The organism is Flavobacterium plurextorum, assembly GCF_024638035.1.
Lineage (GTDB): Bacteria > Bacteroidota > Bacteroidia > Flavobacteriales > Flavobacteriaceae > Flavobacterium > Flavobacterium plurextorum.
In genome coordinates this window covers 459,971-479,079 of record NZ_CP100442.1, presented here as the reverse complement: position 1 = coordinate 479,079, position 19,109 = coordinate 459,971, and the positions used below count along the sequence as shown (strand labels likewise).

The 19,109-nt window shown below is 36.8% G+C and carries 14 protein-coding genes, 2 tRNA genes and 3 rRNA genes; 16 read left to right on the top strand and 3 right to left on the bottom strand.

The features are described 5' to 3' along the window. Window positions 1-106 precede the first annotated feature (106 nt). Window positions 107-1,624 carry a DUF853 domain-containing protein gene (locus NLG42_RS02345; RefSeq protein WP_257682892.1) on the bottom strand — a complete coding sequence of 506 codons (1,518 nt, stop codon included), beginning with the start codon at window positions 1,622-1,624 and terminating at the stop codon, window positions 107-109. A 379-nt stretch (window positions 1,625-2,003) separates the two neighbouring features. Between NLG42_RS02345 and NLG42_RS02340 the strand changes: the two genes are divergently transcribed. From NLG42_RS02340 to NLG42_RS02305, 8 genes are all read left to right on the top strand, one after another. Then, on the top strand, window positions 2,004-2,828 hold the full coding sequence (locus NLG42_RS02340) for a MotA/TolQ/ExbB proton channel family protein (protein ID WP_089054247.1): 825 nt from the start codon (window positions 2,004-2,006) through the stop codon (window positions 2,826-2,828). 58 nt (window positions 2,829-2,886) lie between these two features. Further along, on the top strand, window positions 2,887-3,513 hold the full coding sequence (locus NLG42_RS02335) for an ExbD/TolR family protein (protein ID WP_099718099.1): 627 nt from the start codon (window positions 2,887-2,889) through the stop codon (window positions 3,511-3,513). 19 nt (window positions 3,514-3,532) lie between these two features. Beyond that, the gene (locus NLG42_RS02330) at window positions 3,533-4,087 is read left to right on the top strand and encodes an ExbD/TolR family protein (protein WP_099718100.1); all 555 of its coding nucleotides are present in this window, start codon (window positions 3,533-3,535) and stop codon (window positions 4,085-4,087) included. 37 nt (window positions 4,088-4,124) lie between these two features. Further along, window positions 4,125-4,928: an energy transducer TonB gene (locus NLG42_RS02325; RefSeq protein WP_099718101.1), complete on the top strand. Its 804-nt coding sequence runs from the start codon at window positions 4,125-4,127 to the stop codon at window positions 4,926-4,928. Beyond that, on the top strand, window positions 4,928-5,158 hold the full coding sequence (locus NLG42_RS02320; protein ID WP_026983456.1) for a hypothetical protein: 231 nt from the start codon (window positions 4,928-4,930) through the stop codon (window positions 5,156-5,158). Before NLG42_RS02325 ends, NLG42_RS02320 begins: the two co-directional genes overlap by 1 nt. Window positions 5,159-5,160: 2 nt before the next feature. After that, window positions 5,161-6,084, top strand: coding sequence for a PstS family phosphate ABC transporter substrate-binding protein (locus NLG42_RS02315; RefSeq protein ID WP_099718102.1), 924 nt, complete (start codon window positions 5,161-5,163; stop codon window positions 6,082-6,084). Between the two features lie 16 nt (window positions 6,085-6,100). Continuing rightward, window positions 6,101-7,768, top strand: coding sequence for a tetratricopeptide repeat protein (locus NLG42_RS02310; protein ID WP_099718103.1), 1,668 nt, complete (start codon window positions 6,101-6,103; stop codon window positions 7,766-7,768). A gap of 102 nt (window positions 7,769-7,870) precedes the next feature. Then, window positions 7,871-8,503, top strand: a complete 633-nt coding sequence (locus tag NLG42_RS02305) for a 7-carboxy-7-deazaguanine synthase QueE (protein ID WP_089058492.1) — start codon at window positions 7,871-7,873, stop codon at window positions 8,501-8,503. A gap of 81 nt (window positions 8,504-8,584) precedes the next feature. On the opposite strand, the gene NLG42_RS02300 is transcribed toward NLG42_RS02305, so the two are convergent. After that, window positions 8,585-9,130, bottom strand: a complete 546-nt coding sequence (locus tag NLG42_RS02300; protein ID WP_257682891.1) for a YfiT family bacillithiol transferase — start codon at window positions 9,128-9,130, stop codon at window positions 8,585-8,587. A gap of 18 nt (window positions 9,131-9,148) precedes the next feature. Next, entirely contained in the window at window positions 9,149-9,856 is a 708-nt protein-coding gene (locus NLG42_RS02295) for a class I SAM-dependent methyltransferase (RefSeq protein ID WP_089058494.1), read from the bottom strand. Between the two features lie 74 nt (window positions 9,857-9,930). Between NLG42_RS02295 and NLG42_RS02290 the strand changes: the two genes are divergently transcribed. The 8 genes from NLG42_RS02290 (at window position 9,931) to NLG42_RS02255 (ending at window position 19,087) form a co-directional block, all read left to right on the top strand. After that, window positions 9,931-10,425, top strand: coding sequence for a YkgJ family cysteine cluster protein (locus NLG42_RS02290; RefSeq protein ID WP_089054237.1), 495 nt, complete (start codon window positions 9,931-9,933; stop codon window positions 10,423-10,425). 112 nt (window positions 10,426-10,537) lie between these two features. Next, window positions 10,538-11,773 (top strand): ABC transporter permease, encoded by a 1,236-nt coding sequence (locus NLG42_RS02285; RefSeq protein ID WP_099718105.1) that lies wholly within the window; start codon window positions 10,538-10,540, stop codon window positions 11,771-11,773. 961 nt (window positions 11,774-12,734) lie between these two features. After that, window positions 12,735-14,248: ribosomal RNA gene (locus tag NLG42_RS02280) — 16S ribosomal RNA — on the top strand. Window positions 14,249-14,373: 125 nt separating this feature from the next. Continuing rightward, window positions 14,374-14,447 (top strand) — tRNA-Ile (locus NLG42_RS02275). A 99-nt stretch (window positions 14,448-14,546) separates the two neighbouring features. Further along, window positions 14,547-14,620: transfer RNA gene (locus NLG42_RS02270), tRNA-Ala, on the top strand. Between the two features lie 137 nt (window positions 14,621-14,757). Continuing rightward, window positions 14,758-17,641 (top strand): 23S ribosomal RNA (locus NLG42_RS02265). A 180-nt stretch (window positions 17,642-17,821) separates the two neighbouring features. Continuing rightward, window positions 17,822-17,931 (top strand): 5S ribosomal RNA (gene rrf / locus NLG42_RS02260). Together the 16S, 23S and 5S rRNA genes with 2 tRNA genes alongside form the textbook arrangement of a ribosomal RNA operon. A gap of 592 nt (window positions 17,932-18,523) precedes the next feature. Beyond that, window positions 18,524-19,087: a Crp/Fnr family transcriptional regulator gene (locus tag NLG42_RS02255; RefSeq protein ID WP_099720341.1), complete on the top strand. Its 564-nt coding sequence runs from the start codon at window positions 18,524-18,526 to the stop codon at window positions 19,085-19,087. The last annotated feature ends 22 nt before the right edge of the window (window positions 19,088-19,109 follow it).

Sequence of the window (19,109 nt, the reverse complement as noted above, 5' to 3'; positions counted from 1 at the left end):
TATAGTAAACCCGACAGGTTTTAAAAACCTGTCGGGTTTGCTTTTTTATGTACTCAATTAATTCGACCTATAAATTAACTTATATCACTTATATGGTTTAATGTTTTTATTTTTTAAAGATTTTGCTCAAAACTCCAAAAACACCTCTTATAAAGGTAGCGCTTGTTACCACTTTCAAAACAGATTTTGTAACTACTTCTGTAGTGCTTGGTCCTGCTTTTGAAGATTTTGTTGGTGTTTGCTCTTCTTGCTCGGCAGCAGCTTGCGTTGCATCCTCAATTTTTTTAGTTAGAATTTCGTAGGCACTTTCGCGGTCAATTTCCTCACTGTATTTTTTAACGAGTTTAGATTTATTGTTTATTTCTTCGATTTCCTCAGCAGATAGTACATCCATTCGGCTCATTGGTGCACGCATCATAGTTGCAACAAGCGGCGTTGGAATACCTTTTTCGTTCAAAGCGGTAACTAAAGCTTCTCCAATTCCTAAACTTGTCAGTAACTCATCTGTTTTATAGTATTCAGAAGTTGGATAATTGTCGGCAGTCTTTTTTATGGCTTGACGATCATTTGCAGTAAAAGCTCTAAGTGCATGCTGAATCTTTAATCCTAATTGTGCCAAAACTCCGCTTGGGACATCCATTGGGTTTTGCGTCACAAAATAAACACCAACACCTTTGGAACGGATTAATTTTACAATAGTTTCAATTTGTTCTAGAAGTGCTTTGCTGGCTTCATTGAAAATTAAATGTGCTTCATCAATAAAAATTACTAATTCAGGTTGGTCAGAATCTCCTTTTTCGGGCATTTTTTGATAGATTTCGGCTAAAAGACTCAACATGAAAGTGGAGAACAATTTTGGTTTATCCTGAATATCTGTTAAACGTATAATGTTTACGTAGCCTTTGCCGTTTTCGTCAATTCGCATTAAATCGTCAGTTTCAAAAGACAATTCGCCAAAAAAGATATCGCCGCCTTGCTGTTCCAGCTCAATTATCTTGCGAAGAATTGTTCCAGTTGTTGCTGTTGAGATCTTGCCATAGTTTGCTGCGATTTCATCTTTGCCTTCTTCTGTAATGTAATTGATTACTTTTTTTATGTCCTTTAAATCTAATAAAGGCATTTGGTTATCATCGCAATATTTAAAGATTACCGCAACAACTCCAGCTTGAGTATCATTTAAATCTAAAATTCTTGAAAATAAAACTGGTCCAAACTCAGAAACCGTAGCGCGTAAACGAACTCCGTCCTGCTTAGACAATGACATTAGTTCAACAGGAAATGCAGCTACATTATAAGGTACATTTATTTTTGCGTGACGTTCCGTAATAAAACCTTCTTCTTTTCCTTCTTTAGCAATACCGCTGAAGTCACCTTTAATATCCATCATTAAAACAGGTATTCCTGCATTTGATAACTGTTCAGAGAAAACCTGGATTGTTTTAGTTTTTCCTGTTCCAGTTGCACCTGCTATAAGTCCGTGGCGATTTAAAGTCTTTAAGGGAATTTTGACGTGTGCTTCTGCAATGGCTTCTCCGTCTAAAATGGCGCCGCCAAGTGTGATTGTGTCGCCTTTTGCTGAATAACCGTTATTTATTTCTTGAATGAAATTATCTTTTTTATTCATGTTTTTATTTGTAATTTAGATGATTATAAAGGTTTTGTTTGTGTTTTAACAGTTTAAACGCTGTTTTTTTAGTAAGAAAAAGCGGTTTTTGATTGAAAAGTACATAAAAAATAATTTCGCAGTTTTTTAAGAAGATTTTAAAGGAATGTTTGAATATTTACTAAAACGTTGTAATTTTTTTATAATTCGCCCTTTTTTTTGTTTTATCATAAAAACAATGCCTGCAAATTAATGCGATATTTTTTGTTTTGACGTTAAATTTGCTTCAATAAAATTAAAAAAAGTTTTTTTATTTAAACTAAAAATATAAATTTGCTCCTCTACAAGTTAAATATAACTAAAAAATAAAAATTATTTAAAACTATTAAAATTAAAAAAAATGGCAAACGTTAAAGTTAAAAAAGAAAGCACTTCAAACGGAGGAGGAATGATTACTGGAATCATTATTGTAGCGTGTATTTTAGTTGGGGTGTTTATTTGGAAAGTAATCATGGGTAGCCCAGCTAACTTCGAGGGAGGTAACCCAGAGACAGGTCACCCAATCAATACTCTAGGTATGGTATACAAAGGAGGTTTCATTGTACCAGTATTATTAGGTATGCTTTTAATGGTTGTTGTTTTTTCTATTGAAAGATTCATTGTTATCGGTAAAGCAGCTGGAAAAGCTAACTTAGATAAATTTATGAAAAGCGTTCAAGGAAGTATTAAAGAAGGAAACATCGAGGCTGCTATCGCTTCATGTGACAAACAACAAGGTTCAGTTGCAAATGCAATTAAATCTGCTTTGATTAAATATCAAGATGTTAAAAAAGAAGGATTCAACAGCGAAGAAGCTTCAGAAGTAATCCACAAAGAAATCGAAGAGGCAACTTCATTAGAAATGCCAATGTTAGAGAAAAACATGACTATCATCTCTACTTTAGTATCATTAGGAACTTTAGGAGGATTATTAGGAACTGTATCTGGTATGATTAAAGCGTTTGGTGCGTTAGCTTCTGCTGGAACTCCAGATCAAGCTGCTCTTGCAACAGGTATCTCTGAGGCACTTATCAACACTGCAACAGGTATCTCGACTTCTATCTTTGCAATTGTTTCTTACAACTTCTTTACAGCTAAAATTGACGATTTAACTTACTCTATCGATGAGGCAGGTACTACAATCGTAAACACTTACAGAAAATTCAGAGGAAGCTTGAAGCAATAATTAGTTTTTAATTATTACTATAATTACAATTAATTATTTCACAATAAAATAAAAGAGAATGGCTAAAATAAAAATGAAAAAAAAGTCATCATCGACAGATATGACTGCCATGTGTGATGTTGCGTTCCTTTTGCTTACGTTCTTTATTTTGACCGCTACTGCTAAGGTGCCTGAAGCACTGCCTGTTGATATGCCTTCTTCTACTGTACAAAGTAAATTACCAGATGCTGATTTGGCAATTATTACTATTGGTAAAGGAGAAGACGGAAAGAGCAAAGTGTTCTTTGATATCAAAGGAAGAGAACTTCGTAAAAGAAGTCTTGAAGGTATGGGCGCAAAATTAGGCGTGACTTTTTCAGAAGATGATAAAGAGAAATTTGCTTTGATGGATGACTTTGGTGTTCCTTTAGCAAGTTTAAAGCAAATCATCGACATGAAAGCTTCTGATAGAGTAAAAGCAAATCAACCTGGAATTCCAATCGATTCTTTAGACAATCAATTAAAAGAGTGGCTTCTTGTTTCAAGAAGAGCTGCAATTGATCTTGATGATAAAGAATTGCAGATTGCAATTAAAGGAGATGCAAAAGAAGAGTATCCTAAAATCAAAAAGATTATGGATATTTTACAAGATCAAAAAATCAATTCCTTTAACTTAGTTACTGGTATGAGAGGAAAAGACTTTTAATTAAAAAAGATACACTAAAATGGCTGAATTAAATACCGGCGACGGTGGTGGCGGAAAAGGTGGTAAAGTAAGAAGTAAAAAGCAAAATTCAAAAGTCGATTTAACGGCAATGGTGGATTTGGCATTCTTATTGATCACATTCTTTATGCTAACCACATCGTTGTCAAAACCTCAATCGATGGATTTGTCTCTGCCAGATAAAGATCCGGATGATAAAACACCACCTGTTAAAGTAGATGAAAATCGTACAATGACTGTAATGTTAGGTGAGAACAATAAAATGGTTTATTATATGGGATTATTGGCAACTCCTAAAGTTGGTCCAAAAGAGATTGCATATGGTAAAGATGGTATTCGTAGGGAATTATTAAAGCAAAAGAAAGAAGTATTAGCTTATTCTGCAGCTTTAGGAAAACCGAAAAATGGAATTATAGTAATCATCAAACCGACTAAAAAATCAAACTATCGTAATTTGGTTGATATGTTAGATGAGATGGCTATTACAGGAGTTGATACTTATGCTATTGTTCCAGAGTTTACGCCAGAGGAAACAAAATTGATAGATAAACAATAATTGTTGTCTTGTTTGAACATCCTAATAATCAAGAAAAATGAAATTAGATATTATAAAAAATCAGTGGCTTGATATCGTATTCGAAGGACGTAATAAGATATATGGTGCATATGAGTTAAGAAAAGCGAACAGTAAAACTACGGTAAAAGCACTTATCATAGGTTCTGTTATCTTTAGTTTAGCTGTAGCAGCTCCTCTTATTGCTAGCTTTTTGCCAGATTCTAGTGCAGAAGATGCGAATACAGATATTAAAATTGCAACAGTAAAATTACCTCCTAAGAAAAAAGAAGAGGTGAAACCAAATGAACCGCCACCACCGCCGCCGCCGCCAAAAGTGGATCAAGTGAAGTTTGTGAAACCGGTTGTTGCTAAAGCGAATGAAGTAACTGAAGATCCTCCAAAAATTGAGGAACTGAAGGATAAAAAAGTTGGAGCAGAAACTATTAAAGGTGATCCAGATGCAGTTTTAACTGTTGATGAGCCAGTAGGTAAAGGTCCAGTTTCTCAGGTAGTAGAAGAAGATAACAGTGTATATAATACAGCTGGTATTGAAGTAAAACCTGATTTCCCTGGAGGGATGGAGAAATTCTACAAATTCGTAGGAAACAATTATAAAACTCCAGAAGAAGAAGGTTTAAAAGGTAAAGTTTACGTTACTTTTGTAGTTGAAAAAGACGGTTCATTGACCGACATTAAAGTTTTAAGGGATATCGGTTACGGTACAGGAGCAGAAGCAATTCGTGTTCTTAAAAAATGTCCAAAATGGACTCCTGGCGAGCAAAATGGTAAAAAAGTTAGGGTTCTTTACTCTCTGCCTATTACTATTCAATCTGCAGAATAATGTTAAAAGATATGCTTAATAATATTCAGAAGAAATCGCTCAAAGAGCGATTTCTTCTTGTTTTAGGAATACTGTTTTTTTTAATATATCTTGTGCTTGGTTTAATGATTATGTTTTGGAAAAAACTTCCGCTAGACATGGAACCAAAATACAGATATGCTTTTGGCGGATTGCTTATTGTTTATTCAGCAATACGTTTTTTAAGATTAATTAATTCAAATGCAGAATAATTATGCTGAAATATAGTAAGTTTTTAGGTCTGATAGTTTTTGTTTTTTTGTTTGCCATGTGTAACCAAAAAAGCAAGAATGAATCTGATAAAGAAACAATTTTGAAAGGGTCGTTGGATATTGCAGTAGACGAAACTATAAAACCAATCGTTGATGATCAGGTGGCTGTTTTTGAAGGAACTTATTATGGTGCTAAAATTAATGTTAAGCCAGAATCTGAAGCAGAGATAATAAATGATTTGTTAAATCAGAAGACTAAAGTCGCAGTAACAGCTAGAAATTTGTCTCAAGAGGAACTTACAAGATTTGAAAAAAGTAAAATAAAACCTCGTGTAACTCCGTTTGCGGTAGATGCAATTGCTTTAATTTCGAGCAAAAGCAATAATGATACATTAATTGCGTTGAAAACGGTAATCGATTTTATGCAGGGTAATTCTAATACAGGAATTAAAGGTCTTGTATTTGATAATCCAAATTCTAGTACAGTTCGATTTATGAAAGAATTGGCTAAAGTAAAAAATGTCCCATCGCAAAACGTTTTTTCATTCAAAACAAATGAAGAAGTAATTAAGTTTGTTTCTGAAAATAGCGGAATGATTGGTGTGGTTGGAGTTAATTGGTTGTCACAGCCATCTCCAAATTTGGTTGAAATTGTGAAAAAAATTAATGTTTTAAGTGTTAAAGGACTAAAAGATGATAAGTATTATAGTCCAACACAAAATGATCTTGCGGAGGTAAAGTATCCTTTGGCACGTGAATTGTTTATTATAAATTGTCAAGGGTATAATGGTTTAGGAATGGGCTTTGGTTCATTTATTGCCGGAGATATTGGACAACGAATAGTTTTAAAATCAGGTTTATTACCAATAAAAACACCTGGTAGAAAACTTCAAATTAGAAAAGAACTTTTAAAAGATAACGAATAAATTAATTACACTAAAGATGAATAAATTTAAAATTTTCAGTCTTGCATTTGTTGCGTCAGCTTCAGTTGTAAAGGCGCAAGATGTTAAAGAAGCTAAGAAGGCAGTTGATGCTGAGCAATTTCAAAAAGCAAAATCATTGCTTAAATCAATTATCAAGGATAAGCCGTCTGATGGTGAAGCGGATTTCGTTTTAGGAAACGTATACTTAAATCAAGGAATTGCTGATTCTGCTAAAATTTATTATTCAAAAGGAATCGAAGCATCAGATAAGAAAAACTTAAACTATATTGGTTTAGGGCAATTAGAACTAGATAATAAGAATGTTGCTGGAGCTCAAGCTAATTTTGCTTTGGCTACTAAAGATATGAAACGTAAAGATGTAGATGAATTTATCTACATAGGTAAAGCATATACTAATTCAGTTAATCCTGATTATACAAATGCTGTAGCTAGTTTGAAAAAAGCGTTGTTAATTGAGCCTCAAAATGCAAATGCACTTTTGGCTATTGGTGATGCTTATTACGGAGCTAATAATCAAAACGAGGCTTACAAAGCTTACCGTGATGCTTTTACAGCAGATCCTACACTTTTGAGAGCTAAAATGCAATTAGGAGTTTTGTTAAAAGGTGCAAAATCATATGATGAAGCAATTAAATCTTTTAATGAAGTTATTGCTTTGAATCCAAACTATGGTCCAGTTTATAGAGAGTTAGCGGAGACTTACTACAAATGGGGAAGAAATAAACCTTCAACAGCAAAAGTTAACTTACAGCATGCAATCACAAACTATGAGAAATACTTAAGCTTAACAGATTATTCTTTAGATTCTAAAATGCGTCATGCAGATTTCTTAATCTTGGTAAAAGATTATAAAAGCTTAGAAACTGTTGCAAATAAAATGATTGCTGAAGATAAAGTAAACCCTAGAATTTTTAGATATTTAGGTTATGCTGCTTATGAAAACGGAAACGTTGATGTAGCGATTAAATCTCTAGAAGATTACGTTAAAGTTCCTACTAATAAAGTAATTGGAAGTGATTATATGTACTTAGGTTTGTCTAAAATTAAAAAAGGAACAAACGCTGAAGGTGCAGTAGATCAGGCTTCATTTGATGCTGGTATTGCTGATATTAAAAAAGCAGTTGAATTAGAGCCATTAGTAGTTGAAGAACTTAATGAATTAGGAAAAGGATTGTTTGGTAAAAAACAATTTGCACAAGCAGCTGCTGTTTTTGAATTCGGTGCTACTAATAAAGAATCTAAAAATTATTTAGATGATAATGTGTACTACGGTATTTCAGTTTACTATGCAAACGCAAATAAAACTAATGGTGCTGCTGATGTTGCTCAATTAGCTAAAGCTGAAGAAGCTTTTGATAGAATTTTAGTTGCTTCTCCAACTTATGATGAAGCTTACCTATACAAAGGAAGAATCAACAACTTGTTAGAGAAAGATGATTTAGTTATCAAAAACTACGAAGAATATATCACAAGAACAACTGCAAAAGGAGCTGAAGAATTAGCAAAACCTGCTACAGTGAAAAAAATGATTGAGGCTTACAATAGTATTGGTGCAGTTTATGCTAATACTGATAAAGTAAAAGCAGTTGAGTGTTTTAATAAAACTTTAGTTTTAGATCCTGCAAATGCTTATGCTTCACAATCAGTGAAAGCTTTAAAATAATATAGTTTTAAACTAATTTATAAAACCCGATAGTTCAAAGTGAACTATCGGGTTTTTTTGTTCCGTATTTAATTGACTATCTTTGCACTTTAAATTATAATAATGTTATCAAAAGAAATACAATTAGAAGTAAATAAAGGTGCAATGCTGCCTTTGATGGAAGAATTTTATACCATTCAAGGCGAAGGATTTCATACAGGTACTGCTGCTTACTTCATTAGAATTGGAGGTTGTGATGTTGGGTGTCATTGGTGTGATGTGAAAGAAAGTTGGAATGCAGAATTGCATCCGCCAACAAGTATCGATGTAATTGTTAATAATGCTGCTACATACGCAAACACTGTTGTTGTAACGGGTGGAGAGCCTTTAACTTGGGATATGACATTGTTGACGAGTAAACTGAAAGAAAAAAATCTTAGAGTTCATATTGAAACTTCAGGAGCATATCCATTATCGGGAACTTGGGATTGGATTTGTCTTTCGCCAAAAAAGAATAAACTGCCCACTCAAGATGTTTATGATAATGCACATGAGCTAAAGGTGATTATTTATAATAAGCATGATTTTATCTTCGCCGAAGAACAAGCGGAGCTGGTAAATGATAATGCAATCCTATTTTTGCAGCCAGAGTGGAGTAAGAAGGAAGAAATGACACCGCTTATTGTAGATTATGTTATGAATAATCCGAAATGGAGAGTTTCATTACAGACGCATAAATATCTAAATATACCATAAACAAAAAAAACTCTTCATACGAAGAGTTTTTTTTTGCTTTAGAATGATTAATGTTCGTCTATTGAAAAAATAAACGATCACTTAATTCCAGTCTTTGTATTTTTTCAATGCTATGATATGGTTTAAATGATGGTTCCCGTGCCAGGCATACATTCCAATAATTTGCTTGATCCTATATTCAGAATTGTTTTCAGGATGAATGAAGGATTTTTCAAGATCAAGTTCTGATAAATTTTTCATGATGTATGTTAATCTGTAGTGCAGTGCCTGTAATAAATTTAATGATGATTCGATCGGCATCATTTTGCTGTCGGGCAGATCAGACCACAGCGTTTCATCATAAGCTTTTATAACAGGGTTATTTTCGGTTAAAGCCCATTTGATTCTAATATAGCAATTCATATGGCTTTCTGCACAATGATGAATTACTTGACGAACAGTCCATCCTTCAGGTCGATATGGCGTATTTAGCTGTTCGTCATTTAAGTGAATCGTTTCTTGTTTTAATCTTTCAGGAAAAGTTGCAATTTCCTCAATTTTATGAGAAATATATTCAGATGTATAAGTGTCGGGAATTGTAAATTTACCTATAGGATATTTTAATTTTTCTAGATCTAAATTTTCCATTGGTCAAAATCTTTTAAGTTATAGAGTAAGTTTGGCTAAATAATCATAGTGATCTCCTTCCAAAACTAATTCGCATTTTAGTCCATTTGCATTGGCAGCATTCTGAAGCGTGTTGTAATCTAAATACAGCCAATCAAAAGTGTCTTCTTTTTCTCCTTTGTACGATATGTTAAAAGTCAGTTCTCCATAATAATCATTATTTGAAGGAATCCATTTTCCTCCGTCCTCATCTTCGTCAAACATATATATAATGTCTGAGCTGTCAAGTAAAATCTGTCCAGACGGATTTAAGAGAGATTTTAACTTGTTTAGGTAATTATTGCAATTTTCTAATTTTCCAAAAATACCAGTTCCATTCATTAATAAAATAATCGTATCAAATTTTTCTCCTTCAAAATCTAAAATATTTTGAACATGAGCATTTTTTAACCCGCGTAATTTACAAGTTTCAATTGCTTTTTCTGAGATATCGATAGAAGTAACATCTAAATTGCGGTCATTTTGCAATGATAAACTATGACTCCCAGCGCCGCAGCCTACATCTAGCGTTTTTCCATAAGCTAATTGTAATGCTTTTTGTTCTAGTTTTGGCATTTCGTTATAAGAACGGAATAAATATTCAATGCTCATTTCGTCTTCTTCAGAAATTGAAGTTTCAGTTATAATATCTTCCGGAGAATTATTGGTTTGGAAATCGTAGATCGCTTTCCCAAAAAGATCTTTCATTGTATTTTAGTTCAAAGTTTGAGGTTTCAAGTTTAAAGTTGTTTAATTTTGCCGATCAACTTTAAATTTTAAACTTGAAACAAATTTTAAATAACTTAAATAAGTTAGCCAAAGATAAGCATATCGAAAACAAAAAGTATTTCGATAAGCTTAAAAAGAAGCAGCCAAAGAATTTAGATTATGTAATGCAGGATTTGCATGATGCTGAGTTTAAAAAAACGGACTGTTTGCAATGTGCTAATTGTTGTAAAACAACGGGTCCATTATTTACTTTGGCTGATATTGAAAGAATCTCGAAATCATTTAGGCAAAAGCCGCAGCAGTTTATTGATCAGTACCTTCGAATTGATGAAGATAAAGATTATGTGTTGAAAAGCGTTCCTTGTACTTTTTTGGATAATGAGAATTATTGTATGATATATGATGTTAGGCCAAAAGCATGTAGAGAATTTCCACATACAGATCGTAAAAAGTTTCATCAAATCTCAGATCTGACATTGAAAAATGTTGCGATTTGTCCAGCGGCCTACAATATTGTAGAGGAAATGAAGAAAAAACTTCCGCTGTAAAGAGTAGAACACTGTTTTAGTGTTTTTGAATTATTCATTTTCGTTTTTTTAGACGTATTTTTGAATAATTAGAATAAGAGAAAAAATAAACGTTTAAATACGAACTGATAAATTGAATTTAGAATATTTTATAGCCAAACGACTTATAACTGCCAAAGATTATAAAAGCAGTATATCAGCGCCTATTATTAAGATTGCTATTTCTGCCATTGCAATTGGAATGATTATGATGATTATTTCTGTAGCGACTGGAATTGGTTTACAGCAAAAGATACGTGAAAAGGTTTCAATGTTTAATGGACAGATAATTATTTCTAATTTAGATAATAATAATTCTGAAGCAACTTTAACTCCAATTTTAAAGACTCAGAGTTTTTATCCAAGTTTTAAATCCATTCCAGAGGTAAGTCATATTCAAGCTATAGCTAGTAAAGCTGGAATTATTAGAACAGAAAATGCTTTTGAAGGGATTATCTTTAAAGGTGTTGGAGCAGATTATAAATGGGAAAACCTAAAGGAATATTTGGTTGAAGGGCATTTGCCGGATTTTTCAAAAACATTGAATGAAGATGTTATTATATCAAAGTTTTTGGCTAATCGGCTTAATTTAAAATTAGGAGATAGTTTTAATACCTTTTTTATAAAAGAGGAAGAGGGGAAACTGCCAAACAGTCGTCGATTTAAAATTGTAGGTATATTTACTTCGGGATTTCAGGATTTTGATGCTACATATATATTAGGAGATATTAGGCATATTCAGCGAATCAATAAATGGGCACCTGATCAAATAGGAGCATTTGAAGTATTTGTAAAAAACTTTAGTGAAATTAAGGAAGTCGGGAATCAAGTCTATGAACAAATACCGCCAAACTTAGACGCAAAAACAATAACCGATAAATACAGTTACATTTTTGATTGGCTTCAATTGTTCGATTTTAATATAATTGTTATTCTTGGTATAATGATTTTGGTGGCGACTATAAATATGGTTGTGGCATTGTTGGTTCTTATTTTAGAGCGTACGCAAATGATTGGAATTTTAAAAGCGTTAGGTGCTAATAATTGGGTCGTTCGAAGAGTTTTTCTGTATAATGCATTTTACTTAATAGTGAGAGGATTGTTTTGGGGTAATCTTATTGGAATTGCGTTGTTGTTAATACAACAGCAGTTTGGTGTTGTTCAGCTTAATCCTGAAAACTATTATGTGAATCAAGCACCAGTGTATTTAAATTGGGGATATATCGCATTATTGAATTTGTTGACGATCTCAGTTTGTTTCCTGGTCTTAATAGTGCCTTCGTATCTGATAACAAAAATTTCGCCTGTAAAAGCTATTCGTTATGATTAATTTCTAAGCGACTTAAAAAGAAAACAAACCCGATAGGTTCTCAGAACCTGTCGGGTTTGTTTTTTATACATATATATAAGAGTAAAATGCTGCTATACTATATAAGAGTAAAAAAGGGAGAGCGGTCAAAAGATATTTAGGTTTTGTATTTTTTGGCAGCTTTTTCCCGCTATTCGTTTCAATCTTTTATTTTGAACCTCAAAATAAAAGATTGAAACGAATAGCGGGGCTGGAGAATGAGCTATTAAAGGAGGAAAAGAAGAAATAAGTTCTTTTAAAGATCAAATAAGCTTTAAAAAGAGATTGTAAATCTTAGATTCTTCACTACAGAATAAGAAAAACGCTGAAAACTCTGCAAAAGCAGGGGGCTTAAAAGCGCAGAAAATAAAGAAACGGCACTGTAACGGAGAAAACCCTTACAATAGATTACGAAAAGCTGTTTTGTAAAGAATCCGTTATCAGTTAGTTAAGAAATAAAGTAAAAAAAGAATAAAAAAACTTTCAAAAAAGGCTTGTTTAAGTGGAATTGTTGTGTACTTTTGCACCCGCAACAGCGATAAACGTTCACCGAAATACTGACAAGCAAGGCAGATAAGCAGAGAAGAAATTTTCAAAAAAATATTGCGAAAAGCTTGTGAGAATGGAAAACGGATATTACATTTGCACCCCGCAAAATGCGGAAAGTTATTTGAAAGACTGGCAGGGAAAATGAGAAAATGAGACGAAAAAAAAGTTTCAAAATTTTTTAAATTTTTCTTGCAGGAAACAAAATAAATTTTTAGTTTTGCACCCGCTTTGAGAAACAAATTAAGGCGAAGAAAATAAAGAAATACACGTTCGTAGACATATTGAATTGACAGCCGTTTTGAAAGAGATTTCAAAACAAAAGAATAAGAGTAATAGAATCGTAAGATTCGAAAAGAACCGATAGATAATTCATCACAATATAATATTAAAATATACGATGAAGAGTTTGATCCTGGCTCAGGATGAACGCTAGCGGCAGGCTTAACACATGCAAGTCGAGGGGTATATGTCTTCGGATATAGAGACCGGCGCACGGGTGCGTAACGCGTATGCAATCTACCTTTTACAGAGGGATAGCCCAGAGAAATTTGGATTAATACCTCATAGTATAGCTCTACCGCATGGTAGTACTATTAAAGTCACAACGGTAAAAGATGAGCATGCGTCCCATTAGCTAGTTGGTAAGGTAACGGCTTACCAAGGCAACGATGGGTAGGGGTCCTGAGAGGGAGATCCCCCACACTGGTACTGAGACACGGACCAGACTCCTACGGGAGGCAGCAGTGAGGAATATTGGACAATGGGCGCAAGCCTGATCCAGCCATGCCGCGTGCAGGATGACGGTCCTATGGATTGTAAACTGCTTTTGTACGAGAAGAAACACTGCTTCGTGAAGCAGCTTGACGGTATCGTAAGAATAAGGATCGGCTAACTCCGTGCCAGCAGCCGCGGTAATACGGAGGATCCAAGCGTTATCCGGAATCATTGGGTTTAAAGGGTCCGTAGGCGGTTTAGTAAGTCAGTGGTGAAAGCCCATCGCTCAACGGTGGAACGGCCATTGATACTGCTGAACTTGAATTATTAGGAAGTAACTAGAATATGTAGTGTAGCGGTGAAATGCTTAGAGATTACATGGAATACCAATTGCGAAGGCAGGTTACTACTAATTGATTGACGCTGATGGACGAAAGCGTGGGGAGCGAACAGGATTAGATACCCTGGTAGTCCACGCCGTAAACGATGGATACTAGCTGTTGGGAGCAATCTCAGTGGCTAAGCGAAAGTGATAAGTATCCCACCTGGGGAGTACGTTCGCAAGAATGAAACTCAAAGGAATTGACGGGGGCCCGCACAAGCGGTGGAGCATGTGGTTTAATTCGATGATACGCGAGGAACCTTACCAAGGCTTAAATGTAGATTGACCGGTTTGGAAACAGATCTTTCGCAAGACAATTTACAAGGTGCTGCATGGTTGTCGTCAGCTCGTGCCGTGAGGTGTCAGGTTAAGTCCTATAACGAGCGCAACCCCTGTTGTTAGTTGCCAGCGAGTCATGTCGGGAACTCTAACAAGACTGCCAGTGCAAACTGTGAGGAAGGTGGGGATGACGTCAAATCATCACGGCCCTTACGCCTTGGGCTACACACGTGCTACAATGGCCGGTACAGAGAGCAGCCACTGGGCGACCAGGAGCGAATCTATAAAACCGGTCACAGTTCGGATCGGAGTCTGCAACTCGACTCCGTGAAGCTGGAATCGCTAGTAATCGGATATCAGCCATGATCCGGTGAATACGTTCCCGGGCCTTGTACACACCGCCCGTCAAGCCATGGAAGCTGGGGGTGCCTGAAGTCGGTGACCGCAAGGAGCTGCCTAGGGTAAAACTGGTAACTAGGGCTAAGTCGTAACAAGGTAGCCGTACCGGAAGGTGCGGCTGGAACACCTCCTTTCTAGAGCCTCAAATGTTAGTGCTTGCACACGTTGAGGAAACAAGATGATTATTTATAGGATTCTGAATTGGAGATTGTATTACTCTTGCTGTTAATTTAAAAAAAATGAAAATTAAGTAAAACAGAGTCTCGTAGCTCAGCTGGTTAGAGTACTACACTGATAATGTAGGGGTCGGCAGTTCGAGTCTGCCCGGGACTACTCTTTTAACTTAATTACAAGGAAATTTTAGAAGTTGAAAGATTAAGAATCAAAAAGTTCATAATTTTTAATTCACGATTTTTGATTTTTAATTAAAATGGGGGATTAGCTCAGCTGGCTAGAGCGCCTGCCTTGCACGCAGGAGGTCAACGGTTCGACTCCGTTATTCTCCACTGGTCCGAAAGGACAAAAGTTCATTGACATATTGAGATAAGAAAATAATAAAAAGTAGAAAGCGTTTTTTGTTATAGTAGTAATACGAATAATAAAAGACAAAAAAAAACGGTCATAATTGATTTTATGATTGGTACAATAAGCAAAATAAGGGCGTATGGGGGATGCCTAGGCTCTCAGAGGCGATGAAAGGCGTGATAAGCTGCGAAAAGCTGCGGGGACGGGCACACACCGATTGATCCGCAGATACCTGAATGGGGCAACCCACTATGTTGAAGACATAGTACACCGATAGGTGGGCAAACCCGCTGAACTGAAACATCTAAGTAGGCGGAGGAGAAGAAAACAAAAGTGATTCCGTAAGTAGTGGCGAGCGAACGCGGATTAGCCCAAACCAATGTTGTTACGGCAATGTTGGGGTTGTAGGACCACGACATTTTATGCATGCAGAACCAGAACTGACTGGAAAGTCGGGCCATAGAGAGTGATAGCCTCGTATGGGTAATAAATGTAATAGATAGTGGTATCCTGAGTAGGGCGGGGCACGTGAAACCCTGTCTGAATTTGGCGGGACCATCCGCTAAGGCTAAATACTCCTGAGAGACCGATAGTGAACCAGTACCGTGAGGGAAAGGTGAAAAGAACCGTGAATAACGGAGTGAAATAGATCCTGAAACCATACGCTTACAAGCGGTCGGAGCCCTTTCGTGGGGTGACGGCGTGCCTTTTGCATAATGAGCCTACGAGTTAACGTTGCTGGCAAGGTTAAGTGATTAAGTCACGGATCCGTAGCGAAAGCGAGTCTGAATAGGGCGCTTTAGTCAGTAGTGTTAGACGCGAAACCGTGTGATCTACCCATGGGCAGGTTGAAGCTGTGGTAACACACAGTGGAGGACCGAACCGGTTGACGTTGAAAAGTCTTCGGATGACCTGTGGGTAGGGGTGAAAGGCCAATCAAACTCGGAAATAGCTCGTACTCCCCGAAATGCATTTAGGTGCAGCGTTAGTTATAAAGTTATATAGAGGTAGAGCTACTGATTGGATGCGGGGGCTTCACCGCCTACCAATTCCTGACAAACTCCGAATGCTATATAATGTTCACTAACAGTGAGGGCTTGGGTGCTAAGGTCCAAGTCCGAGAGGGAAAGAACCCAGACCATCAGCTAAGGTCCCCAAATATATGCTAAGTTGAAAGAACGAGGTTTGTCTGCCCAGACAGCTAGGATGTTGGCTTGGAAGCAGCCATTCATTTAAAGAGTGCGTAACAGCTCACTAGTCGAGCGGACGAGCATGGATAATAATCGGGCATAAGCATATTACCGAAGCTATGGATTTAGAGTTTACTCTAAGTGGTAGGGGAGCATTCTAACAGGGTTGAAGGTGTATCGTAAGGTATGCTGGACTGGTTAGAAAAGAAAATGTAGGCATAAGTAACGATAATGCGGGCGAGAAACCCGCACACCGAAAAACTAAGGTTTCCACAGCTATGCTAATCAGCTGTGGGTTAGTCTGGTCCTAAGGCGAACCCGAAAGGGACAGTCGATGGCTAACGGGTTAATATTCCCGTACTACTAATTACTGTGATGGGGTGACGGAGTGATGAAAGCGCCGCGAACTGACGGAATAGTTCGTTGAAGTACCTAGCTATATTCTCTATAGGCAAATCCGTAGAGAATGGTGAAATACGATAGTACTCGGAGTCTTCGGACAAAGAGATAGTGCGCCTAAGGGCTTCCAAGAAAAACCTCTAAACTTCAGGTAATTAGTACCAGTACCGTAAACCGACACAGGTAGTTGAGGAGAGAATCCTAAGGTGCTCGAGAGATTCATGGCTAAGGAATTAGGCAAAATAGACCTGTAACTTCGGGAGAAAGGTCGCCAGCAGCAATGCTGGCCGCAGTGAAGAGGTCCAGGCGACTGTTTATCAAAAACACAGGGCTCTGCAAAATCGTAAGATGAAGTATAGGGCCTGACACCTGCCCGGTGCTGGAAGGTTAAGAGGAGATGTTATCTTCGGAGAAGCATTGAATTGAAGCCCCAGTAAACGGCGGCCGTAACTATAACGGTCCTAAGGTAGCGAAATTCCTTGTCGGGTAAGTTCCGACCTGCACGAATGGTGTAACGATCTGGACACTGTCTCAGCCATGAGCTCGGTGAAATTGTAGTAACGGTGAAGATGCCGTTTACCCGCAGTGGGACGAAAAGACCCTGTGCACCTTTACTATAGCTTAGTATTGACCTTGGATAAATGATGTGTAGGATAGGTTGGAGACTATGAAGCGGCGTCGCCAGGCGTTGTGGAGTCATTGTTGAAATACAACCCTTTGTTTATCTGAGGCCTAACCCCGCGTTGTGGGGGACATTGCTTGGTGGGTAGTTTGACTGGGGTGGTCGCCTCCAAAAGAGTAACGGAGGCTTCTAAAGGTTCCCTCAGTACGCTTGGTAACCGTGCGTAGAGTGCAATGGCATAAGGGAGCTTGACTGAGAGACATACAGGTCGATCAGGTACGAAAGTAGAGCATAGTGATCCGGTGGTTCCGCATGGAAGGGCCATCGCTCAAAGGATAAAAGGTACGCCGGGGATAACAGGCTGATCTCCCCCAAGAGCTCATATCGACGGGGGGGTTTGGCACCTCGATGTCGGCTCGTCACATCCTGGGGCTGGAGAAGGTCCCAAGGGTTGGGCTGTTCGCCCATTAAAGTGGCACGCGAGCTGGGTTCAGAACGTCGTGAGACAGTTCGGTCTCTATCTACTGTGGGCGCAAGAAATTTGAGTGGATCTGATTCTAGTACGAGAGGACCGAATTGGACTAACCTCTAGTGTATCTGTTGTCCCGCCAGGGGCACCGCAGAGTAGCTACGTTGGGAAGGGATAAGCGCTGAAAGCATATAAGCGCGAAACCCACCACAAGATGAGATTTCTTTTAAGGATCGTGGAAGATGACCACGTTGATAGGCTATAGATGTAAAGGCAGTAATGTCATAGTCGAGTAGTACTAATAATCCGTAAGCTTATGTACACCCTTTTCCCCGCTTCGGCGGGGAAGAAACTTTCTAAAATAGTAAATAAAAGTACTTTTCTTTATCTCAGTATGTTAAGATATTTTTTTTAATTATCAATTGCTTCGCCTGTTCGCTAACGCTCGGGTGTTCATAATCAATTGTGAGTTAAAAAAGTTGCCTAAAGCAACTAACAACCTTAAGGTGGTTATTGCGGCGGGGCTCACCTCTTCCCATCCCGAACAGAGTAGTTAAGCCCGCCTGCGCAGATGGTACTGCAGTTATGTGGGAGAGTATGTCGTCGCCTTTCTTTTAAGAATCCTCATCATTTATTTGATGAGGATTTTTTGTTTTTACGCAAATACCCAAAGGGATACAGTATTGCGGGAGCCCCGAGAGTTATCGGGGTCGTCGCCTTTCTTTTAAGAATCCCCATCATTTAATTGATGGGGATTTTTTGGTTTATAGTGGTTTAGAAGTCAGTGCCGTGAAATACAGATTGTATCTCTGCAGTCGAAAATGCGAACTGACGTTTGTGTTTTTTATTGATAGAATCAGACGGAAGACAGAAAAAGATCTTGTAATTTGTCTGCGTTAGGGATGGAAGCGGCATCCTTTTGCGGGAACATAAAGATCTTTTTTCATTTGAAAGCTCTTTGCAAAAGATACAGCGGACAGCCCGGCCCGAAGGGAAACGCCCTAAATTGTATTAGTTGAATTGCGGTTTTTACTTTTAGCAGTTTTAAAGCTGTTTTTTGTTTTTTATGAACAAGATTGTCTTCGGATGAAAAAAGTTATTCTGTGGCTTTTATTTTAGGGAAGAAGCTGCTTTTGTTGGATTAAAAAGAAATTCTGAAGCTTATTAATTATATTGATAAATTTGGGTTACTATAATTTAGGATATGAGGGAACTACTACATGTAATTAATAGCTTTCAAAAGCTGGATGAAGAGACTGAAGAAGCAATAAAAAAATATTTTGTTGAAGAAAAGTTTAAGAGAAACGAAGTTATCATTGAAGAAGGAAAAATATGTGATAAAATCTATTTTATTCAATCTGGTACTATTCGTCGCTTTTCAATGGACGAAAACATTGAGGTTACAAAATGGATTTATACGGACAATCAATTTGTTACTTCGATGAGCAGTTTTTTTGAGCAAAAGACATCATTTGAGATTTTTCAAGCTTCAGAAGAAACTACTGTATATTCGTTGTCTTTCGATGATGAACAAATTTTGCTAAGCTATCCGTTATTTTCTAGTTTTCATTTGAAATTGCTTCGGCGTTATCTTTCTAAAATAAATGAATTTCATCATCAGTTTAGATTAATGAGTGCTCAGGAGAAATATTTATATCTTCTTAAATCATTTCCTCAAATTATTAAAAAAGCTAAGCTGAAAGACATTGCCTCACTTATTGGTGTCAGCCAGGAAACATTAAGCAGAATTCGGGCTTCAATTACTTGACATTAGATCAAGAAATTGCAGT